General features: G+C 41.1%; 11 protein-coding genes. 7 read left to right on the forward strand and 4 right to left on the reverse strand.

Features of this window, described 5'->3' with window-relative positions; all coding sequences use genetic code 11:
- The first annotated feature begins 82 nt into the window (after positions 1-82).
- The 7 genes from NSTC731_RS05915 (at position 83) to NSTC731_RS05945 (ending at position 7,968) form a co-directional block, all read left to right on the forward strand.
- Positions 83-1,054, forward strand: coding sequence for a DUF362 domain-containing protein (locus NSTC731_RS05915; protein ID WP_445629993.1), 972 nt, complete (start codon positions 83-85; stop codon positions 1,052-1,054).
- 1,123 nt (positions 1,055-2,177) lie between these two features.
- Entirely contained in the window at positions 2,178-2,363 is a 186-nt protein-coding gene (locus tag NSTC731_RS05920; protein ID WP_104905165.1) for a hypothetical protein, read from the forward strand.
- Positions 2,364-2,767: 404 nt separating this feature from the next.
- Complete coding sequence (locus NSTC731_RS05925) at positions 2,768-3,280, forward strand: inorganic diphosphatase (RefSeq protein WP_445629994.1); 513 nt, start codon at positions 2,768-2,770, stop codon at positions 3,278-3,280.
- Between the two features lie 157 nt (positions 3,281-3,437).
- A complete protein-coding gene (panD, locus tag NSTC731_RS05930; RefSeq protein WP_292729447.1) occupies positions 3,438-3,821 on the forward strand; it encodes an aspartate 1-decarboxylase in 384 nt (127 codons plus the stop codon).
- Between the two features lie 11 nt (positions 3,822-3,832).
- Positions 3,833-4,735: an MBL fold metallo-hydrolase gene (locus tag NSTC731_RS05935; RefSeq protein WP_445629995.1), complete on the forward strand. Its 903-nt coding sequence runs from the start codon at positions 3,833-3,835 to the stop codon at positions 4,733-4,735.
- A gap of 651 nt (positions 4,736-5,386) precedes the next feature.
- Positions 5,387-6,538 carry an NACHT domain-containing protein gene (locus tag NSTC731_RS05940; RefSeq protein WP_445629996.1) on the forward strand — a complete coding sequence of 384 codons (1,152 nt, stop codon included), beginning with the start codon at positions 5,387-5,389 and terminating at the stop codon, positions 6,536-6,538.
- Positions 6,539-6,714: 176 nt separating this feature from the next.
- Positions 6,715-7,968, forward strand: coding sequence for an NACHT domain-containing protein (locus tag NSTC731_RS05945; protein ID WP_445629997.1), 1,254 nt, complete (start codon positions 6,715-6,717; stop codon positions 7,966-7,968).
- Between the two features lie 489 nt (positions 7,969-8,457).
- Here NSTC731_RS05945 and NSTC731_RS05950 read toward each other — a convergent pair whose 3' ends face one another.
- From NSTC731_RS05950 to NSTC731_RS05965, 4 genes are all read right to left on the reverse strand, one after another.
- Entirely contained in the window at positions 8,458-8,691 is a 234-nt protein-coding gene (locus tag NSTC731_RS05950) for a hypothetical protein (RefSeq protein WP_445629998.1), read from the reverse strand.
- 172 nt (positions 8,692-8,863) lie between these two features.
- Positions 8,864-10,081 (reverse strand): HhoA/HhoB/HtrA family serine endopeptidase, encoded by a 1,218-nt coding sequence (locus tag NSTC731_RS05955; RefSeq protein ID WP_445629999.1) that lies wholly within the window; start codon positions 10,079-10,081, stop codon positions 8,864-8,866.
- A gap of 268 nt (positions 10,082-10,349) precedes the next feature.
- Entirely contained in the window at positions 10,350-11,672 is a 1,323-nt protein-coding gene (locus tag NSTC731_RS05960; RefSeq protein ID WP_445630000.1) for a D-alanyl-D-alanine carboxypeptidase, read from the reverse strand.
- Positions 11,673-12,494: 822 nt separating this feature from the next.
- On the reverse strand, positions 12,495-13,565 hold the full coding sequence (locus NSTC731_RS05965) for an LOG family protein (RefSeq protein WP_445630001.1): 1,071 nt from the start codon (positions 13,563-13,565) through the stop codon (positions 12,495-12,497).
- Positions 13,566-13,655 lie beyond the last annotated feature (90 nt).

A 13,655-nucleotide genomic window follows, 5' to 3' on the forward strand; every position in this document is an offset into this window, starting at 1 on the left:
TTTTTATTTAGTCTTTTCTTCAATTTTGAATTTTGAATTTTGAATTTTGAATTGATTTCTCCCTCTATCCCCTACCTATACTATGCAGACTCAAAAACCAGCTGTTAGTCTCATTCGAGCTACATCTTACGAACGAGAGGCTTTACGAGAATCCTTAGTCACACTGCTGGAACCTTTTGGAGGAATAGCAGCGTTTGTCAAAAAAGGCGATCGCGTTTTACTCAAACCGAATCTACTTACCGGATCGCGTCCTAGTAAAGAGTGTATCACCCGTGCCGAACTAGTTTATGAAGTTGCCCAAATGGTAATTGATGTTGGCGGTAAGCCATTTTTGGGCGATAGTCCTGCTTTTGGTAGTGCCAAGGGCGTAGCAATAGCAAATGGCTATCTGCCTATTTTAGAAGAACTCAATCTTCCCATCATCGATTTTCACGGTCAGCGTTACCAAACCGTTAGTGATAATTTTAACCATTTGCGCCTGTCTAAAGAAGCAATGGAAGCAGACGTAGTGATTAACCTACCGAAAGTTAAATCACATGCTCAGTTGACATTAACACTGGGCGTAAAAAACCTGTTTGGTTGTGTCCCCGGCAAAATGAAAGCTTGGTGGCACATGGAAGCGGGAAAAGACGCGAATAGATTTGGTGAAATGTTAGTAGAAACTGCCAGAGCGATTAACCCTGACTTAACCATATTAGATGGCATCATCGGTCACGAAGGTAATGGCCCCAGCAACGGGGAACCTCGCCAACTGGGCATTTTAGCAGCCGCATCAGATATATTTGCCTTAGATCGGGCAATGGTAGAAATCCTCAATGTTTCTCCTGAACAAGTGCCCACAGTTGCAGCTTCTCAAAGGCTAGGAGTTTGTCCAGAACTTGCTGCCATAGAGTTTCCACATTTAAATCCTGACTTATTAAAAATAGAAGATTGGCGGCTACCAGACAAGTTAATGCCCATTGATTTTGGTATGCCCCGCGTCATTAAGTCTACCTTTAAGCATCTTTACACCCGATTTATCAAGGAACCAATCAGTGTTTATGGAAGGCAGTAGGGGGCGGGGAGATGAAGAAGCAGGGAGGCAGGTGGTCACTGAGCGTAGCCGAAGTGGGAGCAGGGGGAGAATAACTCTTAACTCCTAACTCATCTACGGATAAGGGTTAATCGCGTCTCTACTCCTAACTCAGCACGGGCTAAACCCTAGCTATCCGCTAACAGTACTTAGCACTCAGCACTGTTTTGCTCAATGCCCAATTTAGTGCAAACGTCGTTACAGCAATTTCATTTATTAGCAGAATAATCTGTAATTACCCTCCGATCGCTTAACTAAACCGCCCTATTATATTTAGTGGCGGTTTTTTTCGCTGATTAATTTGTTATACAATTTTTCGTCTGAGATTTTGATTTATTCAAAAAGTTATACGGATTTAGGATCTGGAAATTGGCATTAGGTATTTTGTTCAGATATGGGGATTTGGTAATAACTTACTATACCTCTAGGCCACTTTCTCAAACTTATTTACTCTATCTTTATGTAGATTGACAAAATGGCTGTGATATTACATAGATTGCAAAATTGAAATTCTTAAATATTTGTTTAGTGATATCACTGAATCCATTCTTCCTTATACAGTTAATGTATCTGTGTTTATTCGGTAGTTATCATTGGTTACAAAAATCGTTACTACTATTTCTTCTCTGGTGTCAAATATTTTATGTATAACTACTATATAACAATCAATTGCACTGAATATCTATCAGTGCAATTGCGGTTTTGTGTCCTGTATCACAAATTAGCAATTCCAGTAAAATGACCTTATCAAAAGCTTTATAGAATGTTATAATCATGAAGTATCGGATAAATATGTTTTGCTAATTAATCTTTAATCAGCGAAAAAATGTAACTTATGATGCTGTCAAAGTTTGCTTTGCGTATGCAACCCGTTACACCATACAAAGAAACACCTGAAAATATTAATTACAAAATAAAACATAATTTGTTTAATTGTAACTTTGTCTTAAGAATTCTATGTATAAAAAGCCTACTATGACAGTTGTATAACTGGTTTAAATTGTAGAATGCTACACATTTTACAGTTTAAAAATAGCTAAAATAGCATTAATACTCTCACTGAGAGAGTAAACCTACACAGTGTTGCGAAGAACTTCAATTTTGTATGAATTCAAATAGCCAGTCTGCCAATGCCGATACATATTCCCAACGTTTGGCAGACATTGTGGGAACTGCGATCGCTCTATTGACTCTTACCCTACCCGTATTTGTCATCGCCCACTATTCTTCAACCAATGTTCAAAATAACCAGCAACCTCTGATCCAAAATATACAAAGAAATCAAGATTGATCGAGCTTCATAGTCGCATTTTCTCATGAGGATATCTACAAAAAAGCAGAACACTGATTTTGTAGACAATCTCTGAAGATGTGGGTGTAGTTAGTCAAAAATAAGCTAAATCTGGATTGTGTGACTCCAGATTTCAGTTGTCTTAACAAAGTTAGGACAGAAATCCCCCTAACAGCAATTAAGGGCGGAGAATATCCATAATACCCTCTTGGAAAAAGCGTTGCGAGCAAACTTCGTAACGCTTTTTCTATTTTTTCCCCTCCGCACCTCTGCTTCTTGTACCCAACGGCCCCATGCCCTGGAATAAATACCTTGGGAAGAGATCCATATTGCCCTAAAATTCTACACGGGGAGCGAAGCTGACAGAGTGCCCCCATGATTCACAGTTATCAGAGGAGTTTTTTGTGGACTTATCTCGTATTCCTGCCCAACCAAAACCGGGTCTAATCAACGTTCTGATTGAAATTACTGGCAAAAGTAAAAATAAATACGAATACGACAAGGAACTACAAGCTTTTGCTCTAGACCGAGTACTTTATTCCTCAGTACAATATCCTTATGACTACGGCTTTGTACCTAATACTTTGGCTGATGATGGCGATCCCCTAGATGGTATGGTCATAATTGATGAGCCGACCTTTCCCGGCTGTATTATTGCTGCGCGACCAATTGGCTTTTTGGAGATGATTGACGGTGGCGATCGCGATGAAAAAATCCTTTGTGTTCCTGACAAAGATCCGCGCTACACTCAGGTAAAATCCCTGAATGACGTAGCACCACACCGCTTAGAGGAAATTGCTGAATTTTTCCGTAGTTATAAAAATTTAGAAAAAAAGGTGACTGAAATTCTCGGTTGGCAAGATGTAGACAAGGTTGCAGCTTTAGTTGAAAAATCCGTCAGAGCTTATAGAGGATAATAGAAAAGTTAGGAGTAGAGACGCGATTAATCGCGTCTGTACATGAGTTAAGAGTTAAGAGTTATGAATTTTTATTCCTCACTCCTAACTCCTCACTTCACTTTGCTAACTTTCCCTTGTTACGGATTTTATAATCTGCCACCAAACCCAAACCAGAATGCAGCGTACTCTCCTTTTGGCAAAAATTCATAACTGCACCCTTACAGGGGCAAATATCAACTACGTGGGTAGTATCAGCATTGATGAAATCCTTTTGGAAAAAGCTGGTATCTTACCTTATGAGCAGGTGCAAGTAGTTAATAGTGCCAACGGCCAGCGCTTTATTACTTATGCGATCCCTGCTCTAGCTCATTCAGGAATCATTGAGCTAAATGGAGGTGCGGCACGTCTAGGCATTATTGGCGATCGCTTGATTATAATGACTTACGGGCAGTTTACTCCAGAAGAGTTAAAAAGTTACTCTCCTACGGTAGTCATTGTGGACGAAAAAAACAGGTTGTTGGAAGTGCGGCGCTACGATGACCTGCTCAGTAAGGTCTAATTTCAAGGAAAATGTCAAATTTTGAGTTGTCGGATTCCCAGAGCTACATAACAGAAAAGTCATCTACCCTGCCCAGTAGCCCAGCAGGTGAATTTATCGTGCAATTTTGGGGTGTCAGAGGTTTAATTCCTACTCCCAGTAGCAACACCAATCGTTATGGTGGTAATACTGCTTGTGTAGAAATATATGTGGCTGGGAAACGCTTGATTTTTGATGGCGGTACTGGCTTACGCATATTGGGTAAAACTTGGCAAGAACTGCAACAGCCACTAGAAGCCCATTTATTTTTTACCAACTGCCAATCAAACCGAATTCAAGGATTTCCCTTTTTTGCTCCTGCATTTATTGGGGAAAATTGCTTCCATATTTACGGCACAGCTGCCTCCAATGGAGCCTCAATCAAACAATGTCTGTACGATCAGATGCTCCAGCCGCACTTTCCTTACCCTTTACAGGTAATGCAGTCAGAATTGCAATTTTACAATCTGACCCCAGAAAGTGACGTAAAGTTAGATGATGTCACCATTACCACTGCATTAATTAATCAAACTCAGCGGTCAGTTGGCTATCGAGTTAGTTGGCAAGAGTATAGTGTTGCTTATATCACAGATTTGCACCAAAATGCCGATCAAGTGGAGCGAGAGCGGATTTTAGAGTTTATTCAAGGCGTTGACTTGCTGATTGCCAATGCCACTTACACTCCGCCGACATCTCACAACCATGATTCTGCTGATTTACTCTGGCAAGCTGCGGTGAATGCAGCTCTGAGTGCTGGCGTCAAACAGCTAGCTATTTCTCATCATCACCCAGATGACCATGATGACTTTCTCGATCGGGTGCAAGTCGATATTAAATCTGCTTTTCCTCAAGCGATACTAGCCCATGAAGGTCTGATATTAGTTGTTGGGAAGTGATTTAGAGTCGTTGTAGCGATCGCCTAAGTTATGTTTAGGGTCATAGCCCTCACTGGGGAAGGAAGTTTCGCAGCACTGGTAGCCCTAAACTTACTACAAGTAATTGGCTGTCTTTAGAAAAGAGCCGTTTTACCTGTTTTTCTAAGATCGGGGAGGCTTTTTTTCAGAGTATATGCTCTACTCTGTACCATCTAAACCCAAATTACACGATTGTCGGCTCAACGCCACATCAATATATATAGCCATTAATTACACGTATTGGCTCTAACGTGGAATGAGTCAGATCGTGCCAAAGCTGAAGTTAAATTTACTCTTCTTGCTGGCTTGGTAAAGATTTTAATGATGTTTTTAGAAAGACCCAATTCAGGTAAAAAATTAATATCTGTATTTTGAAAAAAATTACTAACCGTTTCAGGTTTTGCCCACTGAGCAGCTTATCTAGCAGCTTACTCAGGACAACCTCGCCAGACTTCTGAATTAACCATAGACCAAAAATTAGGAGAGTATCCATACGTGTTAACTGTATGTTTGCTCCTACAGGCTCACCTGGATGACGTAAAGACAAGGCTTGCAGAGTGTATAACTTATGTATGTGTGATTGATGACTTCTATATGATGTGGCTAAAATAGGTAAAAGTTTACCGTGAGGATATGACTGAGCGATCACTCCAAGCATCTTCAAAAGGTATTCAAGCTGCTAAGGTAGCCTTAATCGAAAAGTTTTCAACTCAGCAACGGTTAGCAAATGCTTTAGAGGTCAGCCGTCAACCTGTCAGCAAGTTCTTCAATGGCAAACCAGTTGATAGCGGTCTATTTGTTCAAATCTGCGAAAGGTTAGGGCTAGACTGGAAAATGATTGCTATAAACTTAGAATCTGACGTTAAATTAAATCCTCAGCAAGAAGTTGACATTGATACTTTATTAGTAGAGGTACGTAAGAAAATAAAACCTAAGATACAAGAGCAATGTGGCTTAATGCGGGTTTTAGATATGACTCATCCCATTGGGCTGTGTGATATTTATACAGATGTCAATATTTTAGAAACAGTTACAGGACGGCGGTGGGTAGAAATTGATGAGCTGTTGAAAAGTTTTGACCCAGATTCTGATAGCTTTGATCGACGTGGCTTGGGTAAAGTAACTGAAAAACGAGTACCGGGACTAAATGTAGTAGGACGTTATCCTAAGCTAATGGTTTTAGGTAAACCTGGTGCAGGAAAGACTACCTTCCTGAAGTATCTAGCTATCCAATGCATTTGGGAAAACTTCCAAGCCAAACGAATACCTATCTTTATTACGCTTAAAGACTTTGCGGAAGCCAAAAACCAACCAGATTTTCTATGCTTTATTAGTGAGATATTTTCTGCCTACGACGTAGACCATGCTCAAGTAAGCACTTTACTTGAGCATGGAAGAATTTTAATTTTATTAGATGGGTTGGATGAAGTGCGAGAAGAAGACAGTGACCATGTTATTAAACAAATTAATCTCTTTTCTGAGCAGTACTTCTTTTCCAAAGATTTCAAAATCGAGCAATCTTCTCTACTTAATAAACGCGCTAGAAAACTTGAAGAAATAACAACTAATAAGGATAGAAAAATTGAAGAAGCAAAAGAATTGCGTAATAAAAATAATATAAAATTAGAAAAATATCAAGAAATATATGATGAAGCGACAAAGGAATTTGAAGACCGAGAAAAAGAGCTATCCAGACAATATCCCGAATTGCTAAAAAATTTGGATCAGGGTCTTACTTTTCTCTCTAATAAATTTCCTCAAAAAGTTTATATAATCATTTTGTAATTACTTGTCGAATTGCAGCAATAGAATATATTTTTCAAAACTTTGTAGAAGTTGAAGTTGCAGACTTTGATGAACAACAAATTCACACCTTTGTAAAAAACTGGTTTAACCTCAAGGATTCGGTTAAGGGTAGCAAGTTTTTAGCTAGATTATTAGAAAATCAACCAATTAGAGAATTGGCAAGTAGTCCACTTTTATTAACACTACTCTGCTTAGTTTTTGAGGAATCAGCAGATTTTCCTATAAACCGTTCGGAACTCTACAAGGAAGGAGTTTCAATTCTTTTAAAAAAATGGGATGCCCAACGTAATATAGAACGAGATCAAGTTTATAGAAATCTTTCCATTCCACGTAAAGAGGATCTGCTTAGTTCAGTTGCTTTTACTACTTTTGAACGGAAAGATTACTTCTTTAAACAAAGAGAGGTTGAGCGTTGTATTGCTGAGTATATACGAAATCTGCCAGATGCTAGAACAGATCCAAAAGCTTTGCAGCTAGATAGCGAAGTAGTATTGAAATCCATAGAAGCACAACATGGACTATTAGTAGAAAGAGCAAGAGGAATTTATTCCTTTTCTCATCTTACTTTTCAAGAATATTTAACTGCTAGAAAGATAATAATTACATCTGAGCCTCAAGAATTAGAAAAAGTATTACGTGACCTATCTACTCATATTACAGAAAAACGCTGGCGTGAAGTTTTGTTACTAGCATTGGGAATGCTTCCGAATGCAGAACGGCTGTTGAAGCTACTTAAGCAACAGGTAGATAATATTTTGGCTAATGATCTAAATTTGCAAAAATTTTTAATTTGGGTGCATGAGAAGTCAATTGACTATATCTCTTATAAACCAGAAGCAATTCGATGTATCTACTTTGGCATCGGTTGTGACCTAACTAGAGATATTCCAAAAACTAGGTCAAAAACACTCTCTTCTGAACCTGATCTTGATAGAGTACTTGAGTTAGTGCAACTTCTAGATAATCAACTTGTTAATGATATTTCCTCTCAATTTTCTATCACGTCTCCTATTATTCGTGACTTTATTGTTACACGAGACTTGGCACGTAACTTAGCAATTGACTTAGCCTGCAACTTAACTACTATACCAGGTTTAAGAGATAAAAAGATGTTGCAAACAGTTATGCTAAAGTTGCCTGACTTTAGTAAAGACAAAAGTTTTTTTAAAGAGTGGTGGCAAGTTAATGGAGATGACTGGACTAAAAAATTCAGGAAGATACTGATTGAGTTTTACAACATTGGTCATGATTGGCAGTTCAGTGTTCAACAGAAATTTTTGCTGAAACAGTATTACAATGCAAACAAAATGTTGCTTGAGTGCTTAAACAGTGATTGCTATGTTAAGCGGGAAGTACGGCAAGAAATCAGAGATTCTTTATTTTTACCAGTAACTCAAAATAGTGTTTAAATCTGAAACTGTCGGTGGAAGGATAATATTGCTGTTTTTACGTGCTTATGCTTCCAATTAACTTCAGCAATATTATGGTTCAAACGCCTCTAAATCCTTGCAGAATGTCACTGGAACGATAACTTGGCTCTCTACTATCGCCGCCATTTAAATGCTGAACAAGTTCGACTCATCCGGCATAGAAGCTAACTTGTAGTTGGGAGGTTTTTGAGCCACATACCTTCGCCCCAATTCCAAACCCAGAGGGAGATAACCTAACCATTCACATAATTGTTTTGCTACAACTTGTTCTTTTTATACCCGTAATATACCCACTAGTGCTGTCAACAATTGTAAAGCCTCGCAGAGTGACAAGCGTGATCGCACCAGCAGTAAGTGGTTCCATGTACTAACTCCAGAAGGTGGCATTTTATTTACTTACATACCACATGGTTGTTCTGTATTTCGTAATCGAGATAAAAACTTATAGCTGAAATTTCGGCTTATGAGTCATAAACCACTGCACGAAAGGGCTATTACGTGTAATAAGTGACCGAAAGTGTTAGCTCCCCCAATGCTTAGGTGTAGCCCGCCGTAGGCATCGCAACCCATCAATTCCAACTTATCAAAACTGTCTGAGGAAGCGATCGCATTCCCAATGGATGTAAAGAAACATTTCTGTTTCTTAGAAGAGGAAACCAGTAGCACCGGAAACTGCGATGTGCGATCGCAGTTTCTATTCAAAGAGGATGTTTGAAAAGTCTAAATTGTTACTCGTCTTGGCTACTGGAAGTTGCGGCTACAGGAGACTTTACCCACCTTTGTAGGTTAAAAACCTTTATAGACTATACGCATTTTGGGCACAGCAATGCTGTGCCCTTACTATTCCACACAATTAAAATAGGCTATATTGCCCCTACGAAGCATTTTGCAACTCGGCTGTGCGGACTGAAAGCTGCTCTGTCTTATTACCTCGTTGCACTTTTACCTGTAATACTTGACCAAGACGACTATCTTCCACAACATTCTGCAATTGTTCAGCACTGGTAATAGCTTTACCATCAATTTGCAGAATTACATCTCCGCGTCGGATACCCGCAGATGCAGCTGGAGAATTGGGAACAACTCGCATAACAAAAACACCATTGATTTCTGGTATCTGAATTGGAGAGTTGGGATCGGTGTTATTTTGCTTGGCGAGATCGGGTGTCAAAGTTAGCATTTGCACACCTAGATAGGGATGAGCAACTTTGCCATCGCGTTGTAGTTGCGCAGCGATCGCTTTAGCTTTATCAATAGGAATGGCAAAGCCAATACCCATTGCATCAGGGCGAATGGCTGTATTGATACCAATTACTTCACCTTGACCATTCAGTAGTGGCCCGCCAGAGTTACCAGGGTTAATAGCAGCGTCTGTTTGAATGAAATCCAAACGTTTGTCACTAATACCGACTTGGGCGCTGGAACGTTTGAGGGTACTAACAATTCCCAAGGTAACAGTATTATCAAATCCCAAAGGATTACCGACTGCGATCGCCCAGTCTCCTACTTGGACATTAGTGGAAGAACCCAAAGGCGCGACTGGTAAATCGTTACCAGCGTTAATCTTGACTACTGCCAAATCTGTGACTTCATCAATACCTTGAACTTTCCCTTCAAAGGTGCGGCCATCTTTGAGTCGGACTGTTACTTTATCGGCCTTATCGACCACATGAGCATTAGTCATAACTAACCCGCTCTTGTCAATAATGAAACCTGAGCCTAAACCGCGTAACTGCTCAGACGGCGGCATCTGTTGGGAGAAACCGTCACCAAAAAACCGACGGAAAAAGGGGTCTTCCATAAATGGATCGACGCGGCGAGTAATTGTCCGTTCAGTATCAATGCGGACAACTGCTGAACCGACACGATTCACTGCTGCTGTAACAAAGCTACTGCTACCGATCGCAGCACTAGCTGGTGATTGTCGTTGAGCAATTAGATTTGAAGTATCAACAGCAGTTATTGTGGGTGCTGGTTCGGCTTGGGAGGGTAACACCTGCAATGTGCTAATCGCTAGCACAACTCCTAGCGCGATCGCTAAAACATGAGTAGTGAGTTGACGTAGAGACCGAGATATTTTGGGAAATCGCATAATCACAACCTAATTTATAAGCTTAATTGTTGCTTAGTCGTGACAAATCTATTTACAGTTATTTTTATTTCAGGTTTCGCCTGCTCTTTCCCCTATTGGGGTTAGGGTATTTTGCGAACTACCTGTAATCAACTTAATAGAAAATTTAACCCAAAAGCTATTATGGACATTTACCCTTTACAAGTTCGGTTTTTACCCATCAATAAAACTTTTGGATTGCGAATAAGATTAGTCCGCTCTCTGTTCTAACTGTAGACTATGGAAGTCCCTAACTTTTGTATAAAATTTCATTGCGATTAGCTGCACCTAGCTGGGGTAAAGAGTTAATGGCTGAGTGGGGAGTGAGGTTAACAGGAACAGTTAGAGGTAATTGTAATTGTTTGACAACACTTTGCAAGAGTTGGTCTTGTCCAGTCCGCAAACCCCAGACATTTGTGCCACGGTTGATAATAGCAAACCAAACCAAACCGCGATCGCGTGTGGGCATCACTCCCGCTAAAGCGCTCACATCCCGGAGAGTACCAGTTTTGATCACAGTCGCCAGGGGAATGTGTCTGGTGTGTAGTGTCCCCCGATGATCGAATCCAGACATCGGGAACAAGTCAGCTAGATTCAGTTGATGGGCAGATGCCTCAGCTTGAATAGCCATAAACATGGCACACACAGCCCTGGGGGAAATGCGATTTTCCGGCCCCAATCCAGAACCATTGATTAACTGGATTTCCGCTTGTGGCACTCTCGCCAGATTAGCAGCAGTTGATTGGACTACAGTTGCTCCCCCCACAGAGTCTGCCAGCATCTCTGCCATATCGTTGTTACTATAAACGTTCATTTCCTTGAGCAGTTGCCTCAAGGGCAATGAGCGGTGACGCAGTAACAAAGTTTGTTGGGGGTTTGGTTGCGCCTCAACTTTCACCGCGCCAGCAATGACAACTTGAGGCTTGGGTGTTCCCTTGGGCATGATTGAGTGGGTGTAAATCGCAGGGCGTCCCCAAGTGGCACGATTTAGCGTTTGCTTGAGCATCAGACCAGCTAGCATTGGCTGACGTTGAAAATTCATGGCAAAACTGCCAGTAATAATCAAATTCCCCTTTACTTGCTTGATGCCCATTTGATTGAGAGTATTACCAAGAGCGATCGCTTCTTCCCAAACAAACAAAGGATCGCCACGGCCTGTAACCACCAAATCGCCCTGCACAACTCCATTTACCACTGGGCTAGTCACACTCACCAAAGTATCAAATTGGTAATCTGGTCCCCAAGTTTTCAAAGCAACTAGTGAAGTGGCAATTTTAGTTAAAGAAGCAGCCGGCAGAGGTGTCGTACCTTGGTGATTTGCCATCAGCATTGGTCCTGACTGCATCCAAATTCCCTGACTCTCAGCCAGATTTTGCGCCACCACTTTTGATGTAATCAGCTTTTTCAAATATTCCTGCACCGTAGTCGCCCCAGTTGGATTTGGATCGGGGGCAAGAACAAAGCCAGGGCTACTTTGCCAAGTTAGTGCATCTAAGGCATCTAGAGGTTTGATTTGTACTCCAGCCATTTCCAGCCAAAGCGACACCAAACCTGAACCCAATAATTCCAGCATTTTTTATTCCTCTGTTAGGATCTCAAGCGTTGTTTACTGTGCTAATATACAAGCTTTTTTACAAAAATCAGTATTGAGTCATAATAACTGGTGTTTTTCTCATCTGTAAGTAGGGTGATTATATTGTTTTCGTGGCTTGCTTGGACAATGCCAAAATCCTCACTGCTCATGAAGATAGCCCCATGAATATATAAAATATTTTTGATTTGTGGAGAGACTACGCCGTTGGCGATGTCGACGACGGACTGTATTGTACCCCTACAGGGAAGCAAGGGAAGCTTGCGGTAGCGTCTCCAACAGAAGAAGACTCGCTCTCAGCTGCCTACTCCTACAAAGAAGCAAGCTACGCCCAGGGTGTCGCAGCCTGATAATAAAAGGCTTTATGCTGTGCGATCGCTCTTGGTAATTTCATAACCTTGAAACAAGGAAAGGGAGAGTATTCAAAATTCTCTCCCTTTTTTCCCTTAATACAAGGTGAGTTCGATGAACCTCTCCCGGACAACCTCCCTCTCCCACGGGTCAAGGGAGGAGCAACGAGAAATTAGGGTTTTGGCTTTCCTCTCCGTGTCCAAGAGGGGTTGCGGGAGAGGTCAAAAAAGGGCTTGTCGAACTCCTAAGAAACAAGGCAGGAGGCAGGAGGCAGAAGGCAGAGGGGAAGAGGATTTGACTTGTTTCTTTCGCCCTTCCCGCAGGTGCGCCTCCGTTGGAGACTCACGTTAATACATTAATCAGCATTCAAGTTGCATAATCAGGGCGGATAAGATGTCCGCCCCATAAGATAGTGAGAAAATTTTAATATGCAAATTAGATGTGTTTTATTACCTACTTTCTTTCTGGATGCGCTACATCCTCTAATGAAGGAGTACCCATCCGGTTAATTGTGGCAATCATCTGATACAAACGTCCCAAATCGCGTTGATTGAAGTACAAAATGAGGCGAGGTAGTCCAACAGTTTCATCTTGTGCTTCTTGAGGTAATGCCTGACTTTTTTCAATTCTTCCTTGAATAATAATGTCGCTAAAATCAGCATTAAGTTTTTCTAACAGAGCGTCTGATATATCTGTCTTCAGACGGATGACTAACTTATTGCTGACATAACGACTGGAATGATAAACCTGGTAAAAACGGGTGATAGCATCACAAGCCACATCCAGGTTATCTGTCACCGTGTAAAGGCTGGGGTCTTCAGGATTGACCAGACCGTTTTGCACTAGTTGCTTATCAATATATTCGCTCCAAGAGCGCCAGTAATCACCACCAGGGCGATCGATTAAAACTAAAGGTACTGGCCCAAATTTACCAGTTTGGCTTAATGTCATACATTCAAAAGCTTCATCTTGAGTACCAAAGCCTCCCGGAAACAAGGCTACAGCATCACTTTCTTTGAGAAGAAACAACTTGCGGGTAAAGAAATATTTGAAGTTAATTAGCTTGGGATCGCCCTCGATAAAAGGGTTTGCTTGCTGTTCAAAGGGTAACTGAATGTTTAATCCAAAGGAATTTTCTCGCCCAGCACCTTCATGACCCGCCTGCATGATTCCACCACCGCCACCAGTCATCACCATAAATCCTAATTGAGAAACAGCGCGAGCAAACTCAAGGGCCATTTGGTATTCTGGTCTATCTGGCGCTAGACGAGCAGAACCGAAGATGGTGACTTTGCGAACGTGGCGGTAATCATAAAAAAGCTGGAAACCGCGCTCCATATCTGCTAATGCAGCGGATAATATTTTCCAATCGAGACGCTCAATTTCGGTATCAGCTAGACGAACAATAGTAGTAAGTGCTTGCTGAATAAATTGCCGATTTTTTAATGTCGGTAAACGAACGATCAACTCAGCGATATCCGCCTGTAAAGACTCTAATGTGTCAAACGACGCAGATGAGGTCATGAGAACTGCCGCAACAATGGCACTATATTTTACGTGAACTACTTACACTCTAGCAAGCGGGAATAGCTCTCTGATGTGCAGTTAGCAAAT

The organism is Nostoc sp. DSM 114167, assembly GCF_052692655.1.